Annotated in this window: 15 protein-coding genes; 2 read left to right on the top strand and 13 right to left on the bottom strand. The window is 59.9% G+C overall.

The genetic code is table 11. The features are described from left to right. Positions 1 to 106: 106 nt before the first annotated feature. From GPK39_RS01205 to GPK39_RS01165, 9 genes are all read right to left on the bottom strand, one after another. On the bottom strand, positions 107 to 1,024 hold the full coding sequence (locus GPK39_RS01205; RefSeq protein ID WP_215673469.1) for a class C sortase: 918 nt from the start codon (positions 1,022 to 1,024) through the stop codon (positions 107 to 109). Positions 1,025 to 1,766: 742 nt separating this feature from the next. Next, positions 1,767 to 3,527, bottom strand: a complete 1,761-nt coding sequence (locus tag GPK39_RS01200) for a SpaA isopeptide-forming pilin-related protein (RefSeq protein WP_215673468.1) — start codon at positions 3,525 to 3,527, stop codon at positions 1,767 to 1,769. 114 nt (positions 3,528 to 3,641) lie between these two features. Continuing rightward, on the bottom strand, positions 3,642 to 5,306 hold the full coding sequence (locus GPK39_RS01195) for a SpaA isopeptide-forming pilin-related protein (RefSeq protein ID WP_215673467.1): 1,665 nt from the start codon (positions 5,304 to 5,306) through the stop codon (positions 3,642 to 3,644). Beyond that, positions 5,299 to 8,718 (bottom strand): Spy0128 family protein, encoded by a 3,420-nt coding sequence (locus GPK39_RS01190; RefSeq protein WP_215673466.1) that lies wholly within the window; start codon positions 8,716 to 8,718, stop codon positions 5,299 to 5,301. The genes GPK39_RS01195 and GPK39_RS01190 overlap by 8 nt, the downstream gene beginning before the upstream one ends. 505 nt (positions 8,719 to 9,223) lie before the next feature. Beyond that, positions 9,224 to 10,045: an HAD family hydrolase gene (locus tag GPK39_RS01185; protein ID WP_215673465.1), complete on the bottom strand. Its 822-nt coding sequence runs from the start codon at positions 10,043 to 10,045 to the stop codon at positions 9,224 to 9,226. Between the two features lie 216 nt (positions 10,046 to 10,261). After that, complete coding sequence (locus GPK39_RS01180; RefSeq protein WP_215673464.1) at positions 10,262 to 11,542, bottom strand: MFS transporter; 1,281 nt, start codon at positions 11,540 to 11,542, stop codon at positions 10,262 to 10,264. Positions 11,543 to 11,809: 267 nt separating this feature from the next. After that, positions 11,810 to 13,114 (bottom strand): molybdopterin-guanine dinucleotide biosynthesis protein B, encoded by a 1,305-nt coding sequence (gene mobB, locus GPK39_RS09795; protein ID WP_215673463.1) that lies wholly within the window; start codon positions 13,112 to 13,114, stop codon positions 11,810 to 11,812. A 4-nt stretch (positions 13,115 to 13,118) separates the two neighbouring features. Further along, positions 13,119 to 14,174, bottom strand: a complete 1,056-nt coding sequence (gene moaA, locus GPK39_RS01170; RefSeq protein ID WP_338404367.1) for a GTP 3',8-cyclase MoaA — start codon at positions 14,172 to 14,174, stop codon at positions 13,119 to 13,121. Between the two features lie 233 nt (positions 14,175 to 14,407). Then, complete coding sequence (locus GPK39_RS01165) at positions 14,408 to 15,445, bottom strand: hypothetical protein (RefSeq protein ID WP_215673462.1); 1,038 nt, start codon at positions 15,443 to 15,445, stop codon at positions 14,408 to 14,410. Positions 15,446 to 15,781: 336 nt separating this feature from the next. On the opposite strand from GPK39_RS01165, the gene GPK39_RS01160 reads away from it, so the two are divergent. Next, complete coding sequence (locus tag GPK39_RS01160; protein WP_215673461.1) at positions 15,782 to 17,128, top strand: MATE family efflux transporter; 1,347 nt, start codon at positions 15,782 to 15,784, stop codon at positions 17,126 to 17,128. A gap of 54 nt (positions 17,129 to 17,182) precedes the next feature. Beyond that, entirely contained in the window at positions 17,183 to 18,031 is an 849-nt protein-coding gene (locus GPK39_RS01155; protein WP_215673460.1) for a MerR family transcriptional regulator, read from the top strand. Positions 18,032 to 18,095: 64 nt separating this feature from the next. On the opposite strand, the gene ligA is transcribed toward GPK39_RS01155, so the two are convergent. The 4 genes from ligA to GPK39_RS01135 all read right to left on the bottom strand — a co-directional run bounded on the left by ligA (position 18,096) and on the right by GPK39_RS01135 (position 24,502). After that, a complete protein-coding gene (gene ligA, locus GPK39_RS01150; RefSeq protein ID WP_215673459.1) occupies positions 18,096 to 20,324 on the bottom strand; it encodes an NAD-dependent DNA ligase LigA in 2,229 nt (742 codons plus the stop codon). A 448-nt stretch (positions 20,325 to 20,772) separates the two neighbouring features. After that, entirely contained in the window at positions 20,773 to 22,245 is a 1,473-nt protein-coding gene (locus GPK39_RS01145) for a S1C family serine protease (RefSeq protein ID WP_215673458.1), read from the bottom strand. Between the two features lie 206 nt (positions 22,246 to 22,451). After that, positions 22,452 to 23,114 (bottom strand): response regulator transcription factor, encoded by a 663-nt coding sequence (locus tag GPK39_RS01140; RefSeq protein ID WP_118256204.1) that lies wholly within the window; start codon positions 23,112 to 23,114, stop codon positions 22,452 to 22,454. 50 nt (positions 23,115 to 23,164) lie between these two features. Then, positions 23,165 to 24,502, bottom strand: a complete 1,338-nt coding sequence (locus tag GPK39_RS01135; RefSeq protein WP_215673457.1) for a glutamine synthetase family protein — start codon at positions 24,500 to 24,502, stop codon at positions 23,165 to 23,167. Positions 24,503 to 24,536: the final 34 nt, after the last annotated feature.

The raw sequence follows: 24,536 nt of genomic DNA, 5'->3' as shown, positions 1-24,536 counted from the left end.
GACGCTTATCGTCAAAATCGCAATTTTCATCGAATGTTGTGATGGTTTAGAAGCCCCGACCACCACAAAGGTGCCTGTCCCCATTGTGGTGGTTCTGGAGAATGTCTTATGCCGAGACCTTGGCCTTGCGGCGCTTGCGGATCGCGTGGATCACGATGTCCAGCAGCAACAGCACAATGGCCACGACCACGATGAGCACGGCAAACTCGCGCTTGCCCCAGTGGCGGCCGGCCAGCGACTTTTGCTTGTCGGCGTCCTTCTTGTTGTACTTGGTGCGCACGCAGTGCACCAGCAGGCGATGGTCGTTCACGCCATAGGGCGTGCAGGTGACGAGCGTCACCTTGTCGGCGCCGGGCTCGATGGTCAGCGACTCCATCTCCTCGGGCAGCACCACCTCGGAGTCCACCATCTTGTAGGCGAGCGTCTTGCTCATGGTGTGCAGCAGCACCAGGTCGCCGGGCTCCAGCGAATGGATGTCGTCGAACATGCTCAGGTTGTGCATGCCCGAGTGCGCGGTGAGCACGCAATGCGTCGAGGCGCCCCCCACCGGCAGGCTCGTGCCCTCCAGGTGGCCGACGCCCGCCATGAGGACCTCCTCGCTCGTGCCGTGGTAGATGGGCATGCTCACGTCGATGGAGGGAATCTCGACCCAGCTCATCATGGGGTCGCGGTCAAAGATGAGCTGCTGGGCATAGGGCTCGATCTGGTCGGCGGGAAGCTCAGTGGCCTCGCCCGCCAGCTGTTCGTTAAAGGAGCGCGCCTGGAGCAGGATGCGCTCGCGCTCCTCGGCAGACAGCGCGTCCACGGTGCTGGACACGGTGCTGATCTGGTTGAACACGCCCGAGGCCTCGAGCCGGTCCAAGATCCACGGCCAGGTCATAAGGCCCACGCCAATAAGGATGATGACGATGGTGATGAGCCGGTCGGCCCAGCGCGGCAGTCGCTTGCGACGGCGCTTGGGCTTTGGTTGAGGTTTGGGCTGAGGGCTTGAGCCGCCGTTGTCCGCGGCGTTACTGCTCTTCATATGTTTGGCGCCCTGCACCATCGCCGGTCACTCCTCTACAACTCAAGTTGTCTGAACAAATAATAGCCGATTAGCGAGCTCATGCGCTGCGCAACGCAGCCTGGCAGCATTGCGCAGTGCAAGTATGGGCCCGCATTTGAGTTTTCAAAATATCCCGAATCGGCTGGGCGATTCGGGATACAATGGCAATAGAAAACGACGCATCCCGCGTAAGTGTTCGAAAGCGCGGGCGGCCTAGTTTTCTGGTTTTGTTAAATGCCCGGGCCTCTAACCCCGGGCATTCTTATTTGCGCTTGTTGCAGCGCAAATGCCTTCTACCGTCCGCACCGCGCGTGCGCCTACGGACCTTAAACCGAACCTCATACGAGTCAAGAAACGCGATGACGAACGAGCCTACCGCCGCGAGGGCGGCGAGCGCGTTAAGGAATTTCAGCATTTGGGGACCTCCGATCGAGTCGTCGGCCGCCCGCGCACGGAATGCGTCGCAAGGGTATTTTACTGCGAGCACTCGCACTTACAGCTGGTAAACGCAATATTTGCAAACATTTGTTCGCTAATCATACGCTCGATCATACGAGCGACGGCGCCCCGGCTGCGCTGTTCAAAAAGAACGGGGCAAACTCCAGCGCGGAGTCTGCCCCGAAAAGAGAATGGCAAAGCAAGAACGTGGATGGACGAGAAAAGTGTCCGCAAGTCTCATGGCCATCACATCCCACCTGCCAAAGGGATGGGTGAGTGAGCGTTACTCCTGCTCGGACTCCTCAGCCTGCTTACGGCTGCGGATGAGGTGCGCCACGCCGATGCACAGCACCGCGCCACCAGCGATCCAAGTGAAGGTCACGCCGTTGAGACCGGTCAGCGGGAGGCCGGTGCCCTTCTGGTCGACGATGGTGAAGCTGAGCTTACCGGTAGATACGGCGGCAGAATCGGCCTTTATAACACCGTCAGCAGCAGTAACGTTGGCAGAACCCTTGTCCGGTTTCACTTCGGAGCCATCCTGCTTAAGCGTGCCGCGGGCAATAGTAAACGTGACACCATTGGAGGCAGAGTTATTGTAACCAGGCGCCGGAGTTACCTCTTTAAGGATGTAGGTGCCCTCATCGAGACCGACAACGTTGATCTTACCTTCGTTGTTGGTGGTCAGTATTGCGGCATCTTTATCTGTCGTCGTGGTACCGTCGGCCTTGATAAATTTGTCGGAGTCTTTCTCCTGCAGCGTGAACTGAACGTCCTTGAGCCCCTTAGTATCGTCATCGGAGCCCACCTTGGTGACATCGATGCCGTAGGTGTAGTCGTAGGCAGGGTGTTCAACCGTGGTTCCCGTACCCTCGGTACCCTCGGAATGCGGGTTGTTGGAATAGGTCAGTTTGACCTTGTTCTCTTGTGCTTTACCGAGCATGCCCGCCGAAATCTTCGTAGGATCAAGCTTGGCCTTGTAATTCACATAGACCTTCGAATCGCCGTTAACGGTAATGGCATTGTTGCTGGAATCCTTGGCTTCTTTCAGATTATCGAAAGAGACGGACAGGGTATTCTTGCCGTCATCCGTATTGTAGGACACTGTATAGGAATCGGGACTAACGATGCTCTCGCCAATTTTAACCTCGACAACGGGCTTGTTGTCATTGCCAAGCTCTGGAACCATCGTGAGAGGAAGCTCGTCCGTGAAGGCGTAGAAGTACTTATTGTACGTGTTGATGTTGCTCGCGACAGTACCGGCAAGCTGATACTCAACCAGCTGACCAGCAGCGGAGTCAGCTGCCTTGTTTGCAGCTTGGAAAACAGTTTTGTTGTCGTCCGTAACCCACTTGTCGTCCTTGTCGTCCTTGATGGCCTTGGTGACATTGGGGACGTCCTTCTTGGGCTCCGCATTTACATTGGCGCCGCCGACGATGGTAAAGATCGGCGAGGTGAACGCGTCTTCATTACCGTTGGTCTTATTAGCGTCCTTAGTCGAACCGACCTGAGCGGTCACAAAGAGCCAGTAACCAGCGGGCAGATTGTTGAATTTACCATCGGTCGAAGTCTTCCAGCCAGTGCTCTCGTTAGTTGTGGCAACTTCCTCCAAGGCTTTGGCGATTTTGTCGAGTGTGCTACCGGCATCGACCTTTACTCCCTCGCCAACGTTATCGCCAGCTTTTTTCGTAATGTAATCTGCCCAATCCTGCGCAGTAGCAGTATCGACAGGCTTATCGATCGCATCAGCAAATACGCCCTTTACAGCCCTTTCGGCATCAGATGACGCCCACGTGATATCAGAAAGCGTCTTGGGACCATTCCAAGCGTTGTCCTTATTATCCTGCGTGACCGTTGCCTTGAAAATCTGGATACCCTTGAAAGTCGTATCCGTGTAGGTATCCTCCCTAATAGTAACGTCGCCTTTCTCCGTAGCCACAGGCGTACCCTCAGCAAACGCCATGGTCACCGGGGCCATCACACCGCCGAAGCTCAACGCCGCCGTGAGGCCTGCTGTCACTGCCAGGCGTGCGATGTTCTTGTTCATGCTCATCTTCTTTTCCTCCGTTTTCCGTTTGATTCTCATTCGATCGGTCATCGTCTGTCTGTGTCTTAGCATCTGCTTCGCTACGTCTCGCCCCGCTCTCTGTGGGGCTGCCAGCTACTCTTTATGGCTGCCACCTCCCCGCTTGACCAGGAGCGCGACCACGATGAGCGCGGCTCCGGCGACCGCTGCGGCGGCCGCGGCGTACATTGCCATATCGCCAGTCGAGGGCATAAAGCCTCCGGTGGTAATGCTAGGGGGTGTGCCGGTGGGCGTGTTGATGAGCGACGCCTCCAGGCTGCCCATCGACCCGTCCGCGCTGTCGGCGCGCAGGGGCGACTCGGCCGTGATGGTGAGCTTGGGCTTGGCGGCGGCCACTTGGTCGACGTCCAGGCCCTCGGCCTTGACCGTCACGGAGCGCGTGCCCTCAAAGGCGGTGTAGCCCTTGGGTGCCTTGAGCTCGCGGACCTCCAGCTTGCCCGAGTCCACGCCCGAGACGGTCACGCGGCCGTCCTCGCCCGTGGTAACGGTGGCCTTGCCCTCCGCATTCCACGTGCCGTCGGCCGCCAGTGTGCGGCCGCGGTCATCGGTGATGCTCAGGACCGCCCCGGCGAGCGGCTTGTCGCCGTCGCTGCCGCGCTTGGTGAGCGCGAGATCCCAGGTGTAGGCGCACGCATCGTCACTCGGCGTGCGGGTGAAGCCGGCGTCGCCGGACTGGTCGGCAAAGGGAGAGCGCGGGTAGCGCAGGTAGACCTCGTTGGGGTTGCCCTTCGCGATGCCATGGTTGCACGCGCTGTTGAGCGGCGCGTTGTACACGGCGACCACGCGGGCGCCCGCGGTAAAGGCGTCGGCCCCGCCGAGCGCGGCGATGAGGTCGCCGGTGTGCACGGTGAAGGTCTTACCGTCGGCCGAGACCCTGCACTGGGCCGTGATGTCGGTCCAGCCCTTCGCGGGCTCGGTGCCGGCGCGGCCGTCCTTGCCGGTCTGGACGGCGTCAAAGCCGCCGTCCGCGCCCGCCGCCACGTACACGCGCATGCTCGCGGCCACCTTGGAGGGGTCGAGCCCCGCGCTCATGGTGTCGACGAACCGCACCGTATAGGTGTCGTAGGCGGTAAGACCCGCCGGGACCGTGGCAGAGAGGCGCCAGTACAGGTCGTCGGCGACCGTGGCGTCGGCGGCCTTCTGCCATGCGGCGGCGCTGTCCTCCAGCACATGCTTGGACACCTTGGGGGTCGCCGCCTTGGGCTTGACGGTGACGGCGCTGCCGCCCACCAGCGCCATGATCGGCGCGGTGCCGGCCTCGTTCTGGGAAATGGCTTCGTCGTCGGCGACGATGAGCCAGTAGCCACAGGGCAGCTCGGCCGCCGTGCCCGCATTGAGGGCCACGGGCACGGCGCCAGAGCTCTGGAGGGAACGAGCGAGCTGTGCGCTCAGCGCGCTCGTAAGGTGGGAATCGGTGTTGAGCCACTCGGCAGCTTCCTGCGCGGTGGTCTGGGATTTGGGCATGCCGGCGCTGTGCAGCACAGGCAGCGCGGCGTCGCGCACGGCGTCGCTTGCCCAGGCGAGGTCGGTGGCGATCTTGGCGTCGCTGTCGCCGTCGACGACGTTGGCACTAAAGATCTGGCAGGCGTCGTAGCTGCGCGCCACGGTGCCGCTCACCGTGATGGAACCGGTCGAGGTCGGCGCGGCCTGCGCGGATGCGGGGAACACAACCGCGCAGGTGCCGATCAGGAGGGCAAGCAGCGCAAACAAGATCGGGAAGGAGCAAACTCTCTTATTCACGACGCTCGCCCCCCTTCGCATTCGCCTTGCGACGAATGTGCATCCAGGCCGCAGCAGCGCAAAGCACCGCCGCGCCGGCAAGGTACGTCAGAGTGACGCCCGACATACCAGAAAGGGGCAGAGTGGTGGAGTAGGTGTTGGTAAAGGTGGGGGTGGAGGTTGAACTCGTGCTCTCATTACCGTTGGCGCCGACCTCGTAGTAGGCCGGCGTGCAGGCCAGGTTACCTTTGCCGTCGTCTTGAGCCGTCACCACAACCTTGAAGGTCTTGGTGTCGTTCTTGTAGCCTTCGTGCTCGGTGCCTTCGTTCTCGTTGGCGGCACATTCACGGATATAGTAGGTGACTGTTGCTTTGCCTTCAGTGAGATCTTTGACGCCAAGTGGGCCAATTGTCTGCTCAGCAAACGTCACCGTTGCCTCATTGCCCGTCCCCTTACTAGTGTATTGGGTATTGAGCACCTTCTCATTGCCACTGGCATCCTTGGTGTACAACTCGAACTTGAACCTCTTCATCTCGCCACCGTCGACCTTCTTGGTCACCTGAGGTGTCCAAGTGCCCGAGGTCTGGTAGGGCGGGAGCTCGTTCGTAAACGCAGGTTTGGAGCTGTTGCCGATTTCTACGGTCGAGATTGTACTGTCATTCGGATCTACACTCCAGTTATAGAACTCAAGAGATTTACACTCGGTGAAGTCCGCTGCGCCTTTCCTTTTAACGGATACTGTGGAAGCGCTCTTATCAACTCCATAACGATTAATATCGATCCCCAAGAGCTTGGTCGTATTAACTGGTGTCGTACCAACCTTTATATGTATTTTGTAAATGGCCTTATCAAAGGTCGTGCCTTCCTCATTGATAGGGACTTCAACAAGGTAGAGGTCGTAATTGCCCGACTGGTAGTTCGCGCCCGTGTCAATGAGAATCTCTCCGTTTTCTTCATTAACGTTGACCGTGGGCGTCGCCTCACACCCGTTTTCGTTAAGCGTGCCGTCCGTATTCCAATACGGCTCCCCAGCTGAATCGGCGGCTTTACCCAACAGCTTGAACTTATAGCCGTGGCCCGTGAGGCCTTGCGGTTTGCCGTCCTTCATGAGGACCTTGTTAGCCTTGACCTTGATTGCAGGATACACATCCAGGGAAGTAACCTCACCGACGATGAGGTCGCCGTTGGTCATGATGCCGCCGCCGTGGGTGTAAGAGTAGTTACCGCTGATGATGGTCGTAGCCGCTGACTGTGCATCAATTTTAGCCTGATTGGTAGGATGGGCCTCAAGGCCGAACATCCACTTAGCCTCGGCGCCGCCGTTGGCATCGATCTTAATCTCTTTGCCATCGCGGGTGCCCTTCCAGCCAGCCGAGCCGCCACCGGGCATCTTGCCAAGAACGACAGCGATTGTCTTATCCGCGCCAGTCTTATTACGGACCAAGAAGAAATCCTCATGACCGGAATTTTGGAAGAGATGAGTAACGTAATTTACTTCATCGCGGTCTTCAATTTTGTTGTCGCCGCCAGCGGAATAATGAAACGCTGGATGTTTATGTTCATTTTGATCAAGGTCTGGCAGCTTTTTGCCATCTTGATCAACGTTATCTGCGTTGTCATAGATAGCAGCGCCATTTGAGTGCGAAACGATTGTCTCGCCCGTAGGACAAGCACCGACGCCACCGCCCCAGCCACCGGCGCGATTATTAGTGATCAGCGTCTTGAAAATATTGAGCCTGCCGCCCTTCTGGATAAAGACACCGCCACCGCCCCAGTCGCCGCCACGTTTGCCGCCACGCTCACAATCTACGCCCGTCATAGTCTTGTTATTCGTGATATAAATCTTGCTATTGGGGCTAGCTTCAATTTTCGCCTGCATACCAGGGTTGTTGCCGCCAGCGATACGCAAACCGCCGCCCTCGCCGTTAAGAGATTCGTTGCCCGCAATCGTGCCACCTGTCATGGTAAACTGAATTTTTTTGTCCCAGAAACCGGCATAAATACCGCCGCCGGCTTCTTTGGAGTAGTTAGCTGTAACGGAGCCGCCCTCCATGGTTAGTGTGCCGCCGTCAACAGATGCAATGCCACCGCCGCCAAGCAGGCCCTTGTTATAAATGTTCGAGTCGTTGATATACGAATCAACACGGTTGTTTGTGATGTTGGCCGAACCACTGATGTTAACGTTGACGCCTTTGGTAAAGACACCGCCGCCATAGCCATTGCCGGGACTCCCGCCTTCGTTATAGACGCCGTCATACGTGGCGTTACCCGAAATAACTCCACCAGAAAAATTCAGTTTGGCGCCTTTGTCAGCATAGATACCGCCGCCAGAAGCAGCCTTGTTTGCAGCGATTACGCCGTTGGTCATTTTGAGCTCGGCATTTGCGCCCGTCACGCACATGCCACCGCCCCAGCCGCCGCCGTTACCGTTGGTGACATACCCGCCAGAAATATTGACAGTGCCCCGAGAGAAAATAACGTGACCGTCGTAGCCCAGGGTACGAGGCGTTGTGATCATGCCACCCTTAAGGTTGAGCGTACCGCCTTCCTGAACGGAAATGACTTGATTTACAAAGCCCGCTTTGCATGCAACGATAGCGCCGAAATTGGTAACAGTGTGCTGATAGGTCTTTTCGCTTGTACCAAGACTGTTAGGCGTGCTTTCAGTTACGTAGTATGTGAGTGATTGTGGAACACTTTCATCATCGAACTGCATCGTTGCTGGCCGATCAGGATCACCATTGGCAGCTTCAGTCCGCGAGTCATTCGCCTTACCATCGACAGTTAGCGTAAAGCCACTTTTAATTGTGATAAATGTACAAACAGAATTTCTGTCGTCCTTGTTAATGTTACCGTTGCTGTAATAAAGCTTGTGACCCGCAAGGTCGATCGTAGTGTCTTGTTCGATGGTGATCGGCGAGCTCGAACTAACATCAGCAGCCAGACGCAGCTGTGTGGGCTTGTTCCCCGCGGCAAGGTACGCTGTCAGGTCTCCGTCACTCGTCAGCAGCGTGTACCCATCCTTATCTTTTTTAAGTCCCGGAACCTCACCTTCATTTGCAACAGTAGCGACCTTATAGACAGACTGTCCATCATCCGCGGGCTGCGCAGCGCTCTCGGCTTCCGTGTCATCAGACAACGGGGCCGTCTCGAGAGCGTCGTCGCCAGTCTCGTCGCCCTCGGTGTCGTCACTATTCTGGTTTTCGGTATCCCCGTTGGCAGTGTTGTCTACATCAGTGGGCTCACTTGAGGAATCCCCCATCACAGTTTCCTCGGCTGCACCCGCCTGGGCATCGTTGGCAATGGCCTGCGAGATCGGGGGCATGACGAGCGACAGTACCAGGCTCAACACGGAGGCTCCGCACAAAACGCCTGCCAGTACACGGCGCGTCGCTTTATTACTCTGCTTAGATTTGTCTGAATTCGCTTTCATCGATGTCTCCTCCCCAAGAGACCGCGATCTTGCTCTTTCACTATCAAACGTATCTGCGCAACCTGTAATTGCGCACGTTTAGTAATCCATATTGTAACGATTGTTTGAACATCTGAGCAACAAAACCGACAATTTTGTAGCGAATTCTCAATTCTCTTGACATTTTCTCAGATTTACCTTCGTTTATTCGCTATTTATTTTTTGTTTCTACTGGTAATTTAGTTGCCAATCATTTTTTAATGGCATTAGATTAATTTGCACAACATTTTGCTCAAGAGTAAACATCCTGCGAACAGTCGAAAACGACCATGAACGGTAGATCATTAACCGGGATGAATATCCTACCAAATTGATGAGAATATCTTAAACCCATCGGTGGTTAGAAGCATGATGTTCAGACAACAATATTTGAATTTTCACACAGATTTTTGGTATCAATTCGCCCAAATCGCCTGAGGCCACTGCAAAAGAGCCTGTCCCCTTTTGCAGTGGTTCTCCCCCAGCGCTACAGCAGATGCTCCTCGATAAAGATCGCGATGCCGTCTTCGTCGTTGCTCGCGGTTACAAAATCGGCGGCGGCACGGGTGGCGTCGCTGCCATTTGCCATGGCAACGCCCACGCCGGCGTCGGCCACCATGCAGGTGTCGTTATCGGCATCGCCAAACACGCAGATGTCCTGGAGCTCCATGTCTTTGAGCTCTGCCACGCGCACAAGGCCGCGCGTCTTGGACACGCGCGGATCCATGAACTCGTAGAGCCGCTGCGTGGTTTGTAGAGCCGCCGCCTTAACAGTGTCGTCGGCAAACGTCGATGCTCGCTCAATCACCCGCGGCATTACCTCGGGCGCCATGGTAAACATCACCTTGGGCTGCGGCTCGCGCAAGAACTCGGCAAAATCGACCACCTGGTAGGGCACGCCGTCGACGCGCGACAGGTGCTCGACGCACGCGTTGCTCTCGGGCACGTAGAACACGCCGTCTCGGGGGCAGACGGGCGTTGCAGGAAGGTCCGCCATGTGCTTGCAGATGCGCGCGATGGTCTCGCCCGGCAGCGGATAGCTCAGCTCGTTGATGTCGTGCGCGCGGTCGATGACCTCGGCGCCACCGCAGCCCACCATCACGTCTACCAGGCCTTCGATGCCCCAGAGCTCGTACATGGCCTCGGTCGCGTGGGCGTCGCGCCCGGTGCACAGGCCAAAGAGCACACCGCGCTCGCGCAGGGCGCGGATGGCCGCCACGGTGCGCGGGGACACCGTGTGCTGGCTCGTGAGCAGCGTGCCGTCGATATCGCAGAACACGGCTTTGATGTGGCTAAAGGTGGTGTCCATGGGGGCCTTTCTGGGTTGTGCGACGGTGTGGGGTGTATTCGTGAACGGCGTACATGGTATACCAAGGCGCAGGCCGCTGGGACCCGATCGCCACAAAGGTGCCTGGCCCCTCTGTGGTGGCCGGGCCCGAAGGGTAGCCTGCCTGGGGCGCAAACCATCACAACATTCGACGTTTTTCGGCAAAATCGCGGTTTTCATCGAATGTTGTGATGGTTTTTACTGCCTTGCGGCACGATCAAAATGCCGGCGTCCAAACAGCAGCAACGCCGCGGGAACCGCCGTCACGACCATGCCCGCCCCTACGAGCGTCTGCTGCACGCCAAACGTCGCCGCCAGCCACGGGGCAATCGCCAGCGGCGCCACGCCGGCGAACATGTTGCCAAAGCCCATGACCGAGTTCACGCGGCCGAGCTGCTCGAGCGGAGCCGTCGTTTGCACGATGGTGTTGTGGAGCGGGTTGACGACGCCCCAGGCCACGCCCAGGGCAATCTGGCCGACAAGGGCTACGCCCACGTACGGCGTTCCCACGTAGAGCAGGCTTCCCAGACCCACGGACATGAGCGCCACAAGCAGCGTCTTAAGGTTGACCAGGTGCGGCGGCAAGCGGAGCGCGGCCACGGCGCCCAGCACCGCGCCCACACCGCTGGCCGACGAGAGCCAGCCCATCCATTCGACACCGACGTGTAGGACATCGCGGTAAAAGAACGACTCCAGCGGATCGAAGGCACCGTAGCCAAAGTTCGAGAGGAAGATGATGCAGAACAGTAGGGCGAGGACGCTGTTGGTGAAGACTGTCTTGATGCTGGTCGCGATGGTCGCGCGGGCGGACGTGCTGGGGTTGGAGCTTTGTCCCGCACGCTCCCCTTCCTCTGTCGAATCGGCATCCGCATCCCCGGCGACATGGCTGGTCTTCGGCCTAAAGCCCCAACCGGCGACGAGCGCCAGCACGGTAAAGAGCATCATGAGCACAAACACCGCGCGCGACGACGCAGCAGCCGCGACAAAGCCGCCCAGCGTGGGGCCAACGATGATACTCACGTTTGAAAACATGGCGATGGCAGAGTTGATGTCTTTGAGCTCGACGGGGTCGTTGGTGAGGTAGGCCGGATAGGACGTGGCAATGGGCTGGGCGAACCCCATCACAAAGCCCAGGAGCACCGCGCCGAGCAGGACGATGCCGGTCGCGCTGCCAAAAACGAGGATCGCCGCGCTGGTTGCCAGCGTGCCCACGATGCTCAGCAAGAAATGCCGGCACGGACCCCAGGCGTCGAGCGCCGCACCGCCCGCAAAGGATCCCAAGATCACGAATACGTTCATAAACAGGACGGCCAGCGATGTCGCCACGACCGAAGCATCGTCTGCATAGGTGAGCGTTCCGATGACGCCGATGAAGTAGCTGGTCTGAAAACCGGTGTAGATGAGAAAGCGCATCGCCACCAGGCGCTTGGCCTGCACGGACAGCGATGATTGAGGCTTTGAGAAAAGAGGGGCGAGCATGGAGACTCCTTGTTTCATACGAATGCGGACGGCGGGCATTCGCCACCGTCTGTCAAATCAATCTATTCGCACGAAACATTAAGGACGCATCAAGAGCCCCTTCTCTCCGTTTTTCGCCCGTCATGAACTACTTGGTAGATTGTAAGGCATGTCCCACACATCTACTTAAACAAAAACCACCACAAAGGTGCCTGGCCCCTTTGTGGTGGAAGTGACGTTTGCCCAGATAAAACCTACCAAAATAAACCTGTCCCTATTTGGTAGGTTTTAGGCCAGATGGTCTTGGATGAGATCGCAGATGGCTCGGGCGTCGTTGATGTTGATGGCTCGGGTCGCGAAGCCGGCGTCGAAGGCCTGACGCGCCAGGGCTTCGTTGCAGGCAAGGGCCAGCGTGTGACCGTCGACCAGGTCGAGCGAGCTCTTGCCGCGCAGACGGTCGACACCGGAGCGCGCGACCACGATGTTGTCGAAGCCCTCGGTCTTGTAGCCCTCGATGATCACCACGTCGACATCGTTGTAGCGCGACAGTAGCTCGCGCGCGGGCATCTCGTCCTCCTCGCGCGTGTCGGCGTACTCTGCCCAGCGCGTGGCGCAGATGAGGCCCACGTGCTTGGATCCGGCTTGATGATGGCGCCAGGTGTCCTTAGCGGGCACATCGATATCAAAGCCGTGATGCCCATGATGCTTGAGCGAACCCACACGCAGGCCGCGGCGGGTGAGCTCGGCAATGACCTTCTCGACGAGCGTGGTCTTGCCCGAGTTTTGGTAGCCGATAAACGCGATCGCAGGGACAGCCGGGGCCGGAGCCGCAGGCGCGACGGCGACGGGCGCGCTTGCGAGCGTGGCACCGTCAGCGGCCACGGCCTCAACGGCAGCGGCCTGACGCTCTGCACGATCCCACACGCCCGAGCGGCCACCCTCCTTGTGCAGCAGGCGCACGTCGACGATCTCCATGCCGCGATCGACCGCCTTGCACATGTCATAAATCGTTAGGCACGCGGCACTCGCGCCGGTCAGGGCCTCCATCTCGATACCCGTCTTGCCCGTCACGCCGGCCGTAACCAGCACGTGAAAGCCAACCTGCCCGTCCGCGCGCGCCGGCGCCCAGCCCTCGGGCACGTCCTCGGTCGGCGTCCCCGCCGGAGCGATGGGCGCAATGTCGCACTTACTCTTGGTAATGAGCAACGGATGACACATGGGAATGATGTCGCTCGTGCGTTTGATGGCCATAATGCCCGCCACGCGCGCGCAGGCGAGCACATCGCCCTTTTTGGCGCGGTCCTGCAGCACCATGGCCTGCGTCTCGGGATGCATGAGGATGGTGCCCTCGGCGATGGCGATGCGATGGGTCTCGGCCTTGTCAGACACATCGACCATGCGCACCTCGCCCTTGGCGTCCACGTGCGTCAGCTCGTCGCGACAGGCGTCGCGGGCGGGCTCGGTGGCAGCGCTGGCAGTCGGCTGCGCGGACGCGTCGGCGTTGCCAGCATTCGCCGCAGCCGTGACTTTGTGGGCAGACATCGCGGCCCTGCGAGCGGCCTTGGTGGCATCGGCGTACCTGCTCTTGGCCATATGATCATCCTCCGATTTGGGACATAAATCGTTGCGTGCCCTCAATTATCGCGTGTTCCTGCGGTTTGTGGGCCACGGCATCGCGCCAAATCGAAAGTACCTGCATATCATCACCACGGCGCAGCGCCTCACGCACCGAATACTCTGCATCACTAAACAGGCACGGACGCACGTTGCCATCGGCCGTCAGGCGCAGACGGTTGCAATTCGCACAAAAATGGTTGGACATGGCGCTAATAAAGCCAACCGTTCCCGCCGCGCCCGGAAAGTGCCAATAGCGCGCGGGGCCCGCACCAGCAGGAGCGTCGTTGATGCCGAGCGGCTCGAGCTCGCCCATTCCCGCCGCGGCGGCCCCGGCATTGATGCGCGCCCGCAGCTCGTCGCTCGGCACGGTGTCGCTCGCGTCCCACAGCTCGGGATTGAGTGCGGGCGCATGCGGGTCCACGGCGCAATGCGAGCTCGTGCACTCGTCGCCGATGGGCATATATTCGATAAAGCGCAGGTGGATGGGGCGGTCGACGGTCAGCCGTGCGAGGGCCGTCACATCCTGGTTGAGCCGACGCACAACAACGCAGTTGACCTTTACGGGCTCAAAGCCCCAAGCCAGCGCCGCGTCGATGCCAGCCATGGTCTGTTCGAGCCGGCCCAGGCGCGTGATCTTTCCAAAGAGCGCGGGGTCGAGCGTGTCGAGCGAGATGTTAACGCGGTTAAGACCGGCATCTTTGAGCTGCGGTGCCAGCTTGGGCAGCAGGGCGCCATTGGTGGTAAGCGAGATGTCCTCGATCTGCGGGATCGCGCGGATGTCACGAATAAGCGGGATGATACGGCGGCTGACCAGCGGCTCGCCACCCGTCAGGCGTACGCGGCGAATGCCCTCCCCCGCCACCAGGCGCACAAAGCGGGCGATTTCCTCGGCACTGAGCAGCTCGTCGTGCGCGCGGGGCGCCACGCCATCGGCCGGCATGCAGTAAATGCAGCGGAAATTGCACTTGTCGGTAACGGCAATGCGCAGGTAGTTGATATCGCGGCCAAAGCCGTCATGTTGCATGTGCCCGTCCACGCAGCCCTCCCCTCACGCGGCGTTTTATTCTTCGGAAAACATAATACCCCACGAGAGAATCATGCCGACACCCGTACGACAGGACAGGTCACTTCGAACAAGACCGGCCTCCCGAGCCCATCCTCAGCGCAAACCATCACAACATTCGATGCATTTCCCGTTTTTGGCAAAAAACGTCGAATGTTGTGATGGTTTGTCTGCCCACGGCACCCCGTAGAAGGGCCGGAACGCCCCTAAAGGCCGCCGTCCCAGTGCCGAATCACAAATTCTCGCAGGTCGTTCTGACGTTTCTGGAACGCTTCGCTTCGGTCGCACTTAAGGCCCATAGCGAGCGCGATGGCGTTCATCGCCCGATGCAATTGCAACTGATGGGCAAACTGAGTCCCGGTGAGGACGATCATCCTAAAGCCCAGCGCGCTCAGCACGGTCATACGCTCCGCATCCGACGCGCTGCGCTGTTTATCAAGATGGTCCGAGCCGTTGTATTCAATCCCCGTACCGCTCGCAGGCGCATATACGTCGATCTCGAAATACCCGGCCTTTACGAGATACTTGAACTCGTTGGGAACATCGACCCGATGGTTGAGCTCGATCTTGGCGTATCCCAGCCCGCCCTGGGAACGTTTTGCTACGACCATGATTGCGGTGGCCGTCTCCATGGGCGACCGCGCGCCATCGTGCACGCGCTTGAGCACGGCGGCCGCGCGTATAGCCCCCTGACGAGATCGGTTCTCATTGCAATAGGCGATCAAGTCGGCAACGGTATACCTCTGCCCCATCTCGATATAATCGCCTGTCGACAGATGATTCAAATGGTATCGGGCACAGATTTCGTAGCCATATTCCAGCTGCTCGGGCTCGCTCATCCACGAACCCGCTTGGACAAAGCACATGGCCTCATCAACCACCAGAAGGCCCTCTGCCACCTCGATAAGATGGCCTGGAGGTACCGGCGCCCCAAACACGTGGCACCTAAATCCAGCCGGCGTCGAGCGCTCAAAATCGAAGTTGACGAGCGTGTCGATATGATCGAGCTCTTCTCGTGGAATACCGAGCGAAACCAGATAGTCGGTAACGATCCCAACTGCCGTTGAAGCCCTCAGCCCCTTGGCATCGAGTCCCAATTTGGGCAGGTTCGCGGTCGGTTCCGCCTCGTTAGCAAGCGAGTCCTCATCGTATAGGCTGCTTGCTCGCGAGAGCGGCTCGGACGGGCGCGCCACGTTGTGGTACAGCCAGGCAGTCTTATGGGACAGGACGATCGGCAGGTCCATGAGCCCTCCAATGGAGTCGGATAACCAACCTTATTCCCCTGCCCACGGGTCCGCACACCTTCGTGCGCAAGAAAGCGATTCCACCCGATCGAGTGGCAGAAAAACCATCACAACATTCGATGCTTTTCCCGTTTTTGGCAAAAAACGTCGAATGTTGTGATGGTTTGAGGCGAGGTGAGGGGCGCTAAGCCTACGCGGCGCATGCCCGTATTCAAATGGAAATGAATACAGGCTCACTTATTTCGCCCCACTGCCAACACAATCCTTGACTCTACAATCGTTGTAGGGTTTTCACTACACTGGTACGGAAACAAACCCAGCCAGAAAGCCCCGCCCATGGAACACGACCTCACACGCGGCAATGTCCTTAAGACCATCGCGGTCTTTGCCCTGCCCTATATGCTCTCGTACTTTTTGCAGATGCTCTACGGTATGGCCGACCTGTACATGATGGGGCAGTTTAGCGGCGCTGCCGGCATCACCGCCGTAGGCAATGGCGCGCAGACGCTCTATATCATTACCGTGACGCTCGTGGGCCTGGCCATGGGAACGACGGTCATCGTCGGCCACGCCGTGGGCTCGCGTCGGTTTGACCGCGCCGAGACCGCCATCGGTAACACCATCACGCTCTTTATGGGCGTCTCGGTGGTGCTGGCCGCTGTCCTGCTCGCGCTGTGCCCGCAAATCGTGGCACTCATTGGCACGCCGGCCGAGGCGGTCGAAGGCACCTCCGCCTACCTGCGTATCTGCTTTATGGGCATTCCCTTTATCGCCGCATATAACATTCTCTCGGCCATCTTTCGCGGGCTGGGCGATTCGCGCTCGCCCATGTACGTGATTGGCGTGGCATGCATCATCAACATCGCGCTCGACTTTCTGTTTATCGGCCACATGGGGCTCGGCCCCGTGGGTGCGGCACTCGGCACAGTAACCGCCCAGACGGCAAGCGTTGTCCTCGCGCTCGTGTGGCTCAAGAGCCGCCGCACGAACATCCACGTTAAGCGCAGCGACCTGCGCCCCCAGCCCGAGGTGCTCGGCAGCATTCTTAAGATCGGCGTGCCTGTGGCCGTGCAGGACGGCTGCATCCAGGTGGCGTTTATGTTTATCACCGTCATCGCCAACCATCGAGGGCTCGTCGACGCCGCCGCCGTGGGCCTGGTCGAGAAGATGATCAGCTTTTTGTTCATTGTGCCGAGTTCCATGGGCGCCACCGTCAGCGCGCTCACGGCGCAAAACGCCGGAGCAGGCAAGGGCGACCGTGCACGTCAGGCGCTCAAGGACGCCATGACGATCTCGGTGTTGTACGGCTGCCTGATCACGGTGCTGATGTGGCTGGTGGCGCCGGCGTTTATCGGCTTTTTTGCCAAGGACCCCGCGGTGGTCGCCGCCGGTACCGGCTATATGCACAGCTATATTTTCGATGCAATCTTTGCCGGCATCCACATTTGCTTTAGCGGCTTTTTCGCTGCGTACGGCAAGAGCTACATCGGCTTTGCGCACAACGTGCTGGCCGTGGCGCTCATTCGCGTGCCGGGCGCGTGGCTGCTGTCAAACGCCTATTCCGACACGCTGTTTCCCATGGGCATCGCTTCGCCGTGCGGATCGATTTTGTCGGCAGTCATCTGTGTTGTCGCGTTTACCGTGCTCAACCGGCGCGGGGCTTTTGACAAGTTGGCAGCGTAGCGGGGCGACGCGAGTCTGGCGCCCCTCCCCGACCCTATTGAAAGGAGCGGTCCTGTGACCGACTCGCCAACTGAACATACTGAGGGCCTGCTCCGCATTGGCGAAGTTGCGCGCTTGTTTAACCTGAGCGTGGGGACGCTACGTCATTACGAGCAGATGGGCTTGCTGGACCCGGCGCACATCGATCCGGCAAGTGGATATCGCTACTACGGATCGCGGCAGCTCTCCACCCTCAACACCATCAGCCACCTGCGTGTTCTCGACTTGCCGTTGGCGCAGATCCGTGAGTTTGTGACCACGCGCGATGTGGACCTTATGCAGCGGCAGCTGGCTCAGCAGCAGGAGCTCATCGAGCGCAAGCGCCGAGAGCTGGAGCGCGTGTCGCGCAAGATCGATAACCGGCTTGCCCTGCTGCACGATGCCCTGAACACCGAGCTCGACACCATTTGCACAATCGATGCGCCCGAGCTCCGCTGCGCCGTGTTGCGTGAACGCGTCAACCCCACCGACGCCTATGCATTGGAGTGGCAAATTCGTCAACTGCAGAAGGGCCAGCACGAGACCTTTGTCTTCCTGGGCAACTTGGGCGTCGGGATTGGCGCCGAGCGCCTGGCCGCCGGCGACTTTGATGGCTACGACGAGGTCTTTTTGCTGCTCGATGACACCGATGAGTACATGGGCGACGTCGAGACGCGACCCGCCGCGCGCTGCCTGACCATAAGCTTCCGCGGCACGCACGGGCAAGCAGGCCCGCGCTATGAGCAGCTACTCGGCTATATGCGCGAGCAAGGCCTGACACCCGCCGGTCCCTCACGCGAGATTGCCCTTATCGATGACATCATCAGCGACGACCCAGCGACCTACGTGACGCAGATCACGGTGCCGGTTGCCCCGTCCAAATAAGAACCGCCCGGAAGGCAGTTCAATCATGCTTTCCGGGCGGATCTTCAATTTGGTTATCGATGCGCTAAGCCTCCGGCACCTCACCGGTAGCCAAGATTTGCTCGAGTGCGTCCTCATCCAGCACGGGCACACCCAGCTGCTCAGCCTTGGTGAGCTTGGAGCCCGCTTTGGGGCCAGCGACCAGATAGCTCGTCTTCTTTGAAACACTGCCCGAGACCTTGGCACCAAGCACCTTGAGCGCCGCGCCCGCCTCGTCGCGGGTGCGGTTGACAAGCGTGCCGGTGAGCACGAAGGTCAAACCCGCGAGCGGCTGTGCGTCGGCGAGCTCGCCTGCCACGCCGGCATCGGCTGCGGCCTGCGCGTGTGCGGCACCCAGGTCGACCTCGAGCGACAGACCCGCCTGGCGCAGGCGCTCCAGGACGGCAAGGTTTTCGGGAACGGCCAGGAACTGCTTGACGCTCGCCGCAATCTTGGGACCGATGCCCTCGCACTCGGCGATGTCCTCTTCGCTCGCCAAGATGAGCTTATCAATCGACAGGAATCGCTCGGCGATAACCTCGCCCACGCTCTTGCCCACGTGGCGGATGCCCAGGGCAAACAGCACGCGACCGAGCGGCTGGCTCTTGGACTTGTTGAGCTCGGCGATGATTTTCTCAGCCGTCTTGAGGCCTACCGGAATGGGGTCGCCCTTCTTGACGCCCTTTTTGCTGTTGGAACTGGCATAGGTGCGCCCCGTGTCCAGGCCTGCGATGTCATCGACCGTGAGCTGGTAGAAGTCTGCGACATCGTGGATCAGGCCGGCGGCGATCATCTTGTCGACGATCTCGTCGCCCAGGCCGTCGACGTCCATGCAGCCGCGGCTCACCCAGTGCAGCAGACGTTCCTTGAGCTGTGCGGGACAGTCGATGGACACGCAGCGGTAGGCGACCTCGCCATCCTCGTGGACCACAGGGCTGCCGCACACGGGGCAGACCTCGGGCATGTACCAGTCGACCGAATCGGCCGGGCGCTTATCGAGCACCGGGCCCACAACCTCGGGAATCACGTCGCCCGCCTTGTGCACGATGATAGTGTCGCCCTCGCGCACGTTTTTGCGGCGGATCTCGTCGATGTTGTGCAGCGTGGCGCGCGCGATGGTGGAGCCGGCGACCGTCACCGGGTCGAACTCGGCGACCGGCGTGAGCACACCGGTGCGGCCCACCTGGATGCGAATTTCGCGCAGAATGGTCTGCTTTTCCTCGGGCGGGAACTTAAAGGCAATGGCCCAGCGCGGTGCGCGGGCGGTAAAGCCCAAGTCAAGCTGCTGTTGGAAGCTGTCGACCTTTACGACCACGCCGTCGATGTCGTAGTCCAGGTCGCCGCGATGTTCGAGCGCCTGGGCGCAGAACTCGTGGACCTCGGCCGGTGTGGCGCAACGAGCCACGTTGGGGTTGACGCTAAAGCCGGCGCTACGCAGCCAGTCGAGGAACTCGCGCTGGCTGTGGACGTGCAGCGGATCGGTATCGGCGATGGCATAGATAAAGGTGGCCAGGTCGCGGCGCGCCGTGACTTTGGGGTCTTTTTGGCGCAGGGATCCTGCAGCGGCGTTGCGCGGGTTGGCGAAGGGGTCGCGTCCCTCGGCATCGGCCTCCTCGTTCAGGCGCACAAAGCTGCCCTTGGGCATATAGACCTCGCCGCGTACTTCGATGGTACGCTCACGGTCGGCACCCATGTGGGCGAGCGCCGGCTCGGACAGGTGCATGGGCACATCCTTGATGGTGCGCACGTTGAGCGACACATCCTCACCCGTGGTGCCATCGCCGCGTGTGGCTGCGCGTACGAAGGTGCCGTTTTGGTAGGTAAGGGCCACGCCCAGGCCGTCGATCTTGAGCTCGCAGGTATAGGTGACGCTACCGGCGCCGAGCGCATCCTCGGTACGCTGGAGCCATGCGTCGAGCTCGTCCAGGTCCATGGCATCGTCCATGGAATACATGCGTGCCATGTGCGTGACCGGCGTAAACTGCTCGCTCACGTAGCCGCCCACGCGCTGGGTATAGCTGTCGGGCGTCACCAGGTCGGGGTAGGTCGCCTCGATTTCCTGCAGCTCAACGAGCATTTTGTCAAAGGCGGCGTCCGTGATCTCGGGCGCGTCGAGCATGTAGTAGCGATAGGCGTGGTAGTCGAGCTCGTGGCGCAGCTCGGCCGCGCGCGCTGCCGCCTGGGCACGGGCGTCGGTCGGTACGGCGGCATCCGCGCTCGCGGGCGTTTCGGTATCGATGTCCACGCCGTCACCAAACAGGCTCGATTGCTCCATAGCGGCACTCCTTCGCTCGATTTCAAACGGATACAAGAGTACCACCGGTCGCGATGGAGCCAAATCGCCCTTTCCAACCGCACCGAATCGGCAGCCGCCAGACTGGGGTGGACAGTTAGTTCAGATACGTATAAATCCTAGAGCTGGATCGGGCACAAACACCTCTGTTTCGACTAATTTTGGGTTCCTCGAGACCATGTAAACGTCCCACTCTCCCTTCCAAACACCCATCCGAGCCCCATCCCAATCAAAAATTGCTCAAAACGCATCCCAAGCTGCCCCAGATTTATACGTATCTGAACTAACTGTCCAGACCATTACGAACCAGGCCTCATGCCAGCCACAAGTGATCCGTTTTCCTCCGTCCCCAACGGATCAATAAGAAAAGAGGGGCTGTCCCGCGTTGATGGGACAGCCCCTCTGGTTTCGATATATGCGATACGGCTCGTTAGAAACCCTGACCGTAGCCTTGACCCTGGCCCTGGCCCTGGCCCTGCTGGCCCAACAGCTCCTCCAGATACTGGCGCAGCTGCTCATCGGTAATACCGCCGTTGCCGGTGTCGGTCGCGCTGTCGTCCTGCTGCTGGTTCTGCAGCTCCTCATCGGAGCCCAGCTCGACGGTGACCTTCTTCTCTTCCTTGCCGCGCACGAGCGTGATCTCGACCTTCTCGCCCACCTCGTGGCTGCGCAGTGCGATGATCAGGCCATCGGCGCTCGTGATCTCGTCATCGCCCAGCTTGGTGATGACGTCGCCCTCCTGAATGCCGGCCTTGGCAGCAGGACCGTCCTCGACGACGCTCGCCACATACGCGCCGCTATCGGTGCTCAGCTTGTTGGTGCGGGCGTTGAGCGCGTTGACGCTCGAAAGCGTAGCGCCCATGTACGGATGCACCGGCGTCTTGCCGTCGATAATCTGGTCGGCAATGTTCTTGGCGTAGTTAACCGGAATGGCAAAGCCCACGCCCGAGCTGGAGCCCGAATAGCTCTCGATGAGCGAGTTAATACCCACAAGCTCGCCATTGTCGTTGACGAGCGCGCCGCCGGAGTTGCCCGGGTTGATGGCGGCATCGGTCTGGATCATGTTGGCATAGATGGTGTTGCCACTGGTAGAGCTCATGGCCGTGGAGCGATACAGCGCCGACACAATGCCCGTGGAAACAGACTGCTCGTTGCCGAACGGCGAGCCGATCGCCATGACCCACTCACCCACGTTGAGCTTGGAGGAGTCACCGATCTCGATCGGCGTGAGCTTGGAGGCATCGGCATCCTTGAGCTTGATGACGGCCAGGTCGCTCGAGGCGTCGTTGCCCACGAACTCGGCCTCGTAGGTGGTGCCGTCGTCCATGGTCACCACGTACTGGTCATAGCCGTCGACCACGTGGTTGTTGGTAAGGATGTGGCCCTCGGTATCGAGCACCACGCCCGAGCCGACGCTGCCCGAGCTGTCCGACTCGTCGGCAGACTGCGAAAGCGAGCCATTCTGGCTGCCGCTCGAAGTGGCGGTAATGGAAACCACAGAGGGCAATGCCTTGGCAGAAACGGCCTCGGCCAGCGTGGTGTCCTCGGAGTCGATCGTAATCTTTTGCGTCGACGAGCCAGATGCGCTCGCCGTCACGGCATTCTTGCCGCCACCGATATCGAGCGTGCCGCTCATAATGAGCGCAATGACCAGCAAGGCTCCGCAGGCGCAGCCGGCAAGCGCTGTAATAAAGATCGGCAGCTTTTTGGTCTTGGTCTTGACCACCGTGTGCTTGTTCACGACCTGCGCACCGCCCAGCGGCTTGCCGGTCTGCGTGTCGTAGGCCTGCACGTAGGGAATGTTGCTGCCGGCAGGCGTCGACTCCACCTGCACACGCGGCTGCTGCTGGGTCTCGCCGGCGTTGCCAGCGTCCTGGGGACGCTGGGAATCGTTCTCGCTCATAGCTGCGATCCTTTCGTCTAATAACCAAAGGCCCGCCAAACATGTGGCGGGCCATCATTGTTCACGTTGAGTTGTACCCCAATATGCGGGCGAACGTGTATGAGAACGCAATCTTTTAGGAAGGCTTAAGTTCTGCTGCAGACCCAAAAGGACCCGGCCTGCGTCAAAACCACCACGAAGGTGCCTGTCCCCTTTGTGGTGGAAATCTAGTCCTTAAACAGATAGCCCACGCCGCGGACGGTGGTGATGTGTGCCGCGATCTGCGGGCCCACCTTGGAGCGAATGCGTCGAATGTGCACGTCGACGGTGCGCGTGCCGCCGCAGTACTCAAAGCCCCACACGCGGTGCAGCAGCACTTCGCGGCTGTAGGCGCGGTTGGGATGCGTCGCCAAAAAGCTCAGCAGCGAGTACTCCATCAGCGTCAGGTCGATGGGCTCGTTATCGAGCGTCACCTGGTAGGTTGCCAAGTTGATCTCGAGGTTATCGATATTGAGCACATCGTCGGCGGCGACGGTCTCCTCCTCGCCCATCAGGCGCTGCGCACGAGCCTTGAGCTCGTTGGGCGTCGCCGTGGGGCATACAAAGTCGGCATGCGCGTGGTTCGGCAGACGCAAGGTACCGAGCGCCTCGTCGTCGACGATCACCAGCATGGGAACGCCGCCGCGGTCGTCGAGCCATTTGGCAATCTGATCGATGCGGTCGCTGCGGATGCCATCGGAATCGAGAATCAGCAGGTCAAAGTCGTGCGCCGCAGTCGGCGAATCAGGGGTGGCCAGACTCACCTCGACACCCAGGGTGGTCGTCAAGCTGCGGGCAAACTCGTGGAAGCGCGTCGTGCGCGCCATGAACAGGGCACTCTTTTCGGACATATCGGCCTCCAAAGAAATGAGCTCAACCGTACTGGAACAAGCCAGCGCGATTAGGAGTTCGCCAGGTAGTGCTTAATCTCCCACTCGGTGATCGTAGACTCAAACTTATGCCACTCGGCGCGCTTCTTTTTGAGGAAGAAGCTGTGGATGTGCTCGCCGAGGGCATCCTTCATAAACTGCGAGTCCTCAAACACGTCGAGCGCCTCTTTGAGCGAGCGCGGCAGCGGCGTGTAGCCGGCCTCGACCATCTGACGGTCGGTGAGCTTGAGCGTCTCGGCCGTGGCCTCGGGCGGGAGCTCCAGCTTGCGCTCGATGCCGTCAAGACCAGCCGCCAGCGTGACGGCGTTGACCAGATACGGGTTGGCCATGGGGTCGGGACTGCGAAGCTCGATGCGCGTGGACAGTTGCTTGCCGGGCTTGTAGACCGGGATGCGGACCATGCTCGCGCGGTTGCGCAGGCCCCACGTGGCGTACTGCGGCACGGAGTCGCCGCCGGTAGTAATGCGCTTGTAGGAGTTGACCGTGGGGTTGGTGATGGCGCTGATCTCGCGCGCGTGCGCCAGGATACCGGCCATGTAGTGTTTGGCGATGTCGGAGAGATGGTATCTCTCGTCGTCCTCGCCCCAAAAGACGTTGTTGCCGTCGTGGTCGAATAGCGACTGGCACAGGAACATAGCACTGCCGTCCTCGCCTGCCAACGGCTTGGGCATAAAGGAGGCGTGGCAACCGCTCTCGTAGGCCTGCTGCTTAATGATGAGTTTGGCCGTGGTGATGGCGTCGGACATGCTCAGGGCCTCGGCGTGGCGCAGACTCATGCCGTGCTGCGAGCGGCCGGCGGCGTGGAAGGTGTACTCCACGGGCACGGACATCTTCTCGAGCGTGAGGACCGTGTTGCGGCGCAGGTCGCGAGCGGCATCGCTCACCGAAAGATCGAAGTAGCCCACGTTGTCGAGCGGCTCGGGGGTGTGCTCGTCGGGGAAGTAGTAGTACTCCAGCTCGGCGCCCACGTTAAGCAGATAGCCAGCCTTCTCGGCCTTGTGGAACATGCGGCGCAGGGCATCTCGCGGGTCGCCGGCAAATGGCTTGCGATCGGGAGTGCACACGTCGCAGAACACGCGGGCGACGCCGTTGTGGCTCGGGCGCCACGGCAGAATCTGGAAGGTCGAAGCATCGGGGAATGCGAGCATGTCGGCTTCCTCGGGCGTGGCAAAGCCCTCGATGGCGGAGCCGTCAAAGCCAATACCCTCCTCAAAAGCGACCTCGAGGTCCTCGGGGCTAATGGCAAAGTTCTTGAGGCGGCCGAGAATGTCGACAAACCACAGACGCACAAAGCGGATGTCACGCTGCTCTACGGAGCGGAGTACGTAATCGATGTTCTGCTGGTTCATGTCGCTCCCCTTTCTTTCGGGCGGGTTTCGACTG

Origin of the sequence: Collinsella aerofaciens (genome assembly GCF_018785245.1) — a bacterium.
GTDB classification, from domain to species: domain Bacteria; phylum Actinomycetota; class Coriobacteriia; order Coriobacteriales; family Coriobacteriaceae; genus Collinsella; species Collinsella aerofaciens_AD.
Note: the sequence above shows the minus strand (reverse complement) of the source record. Positions and strands in the feature narration are given on the sequence as shown.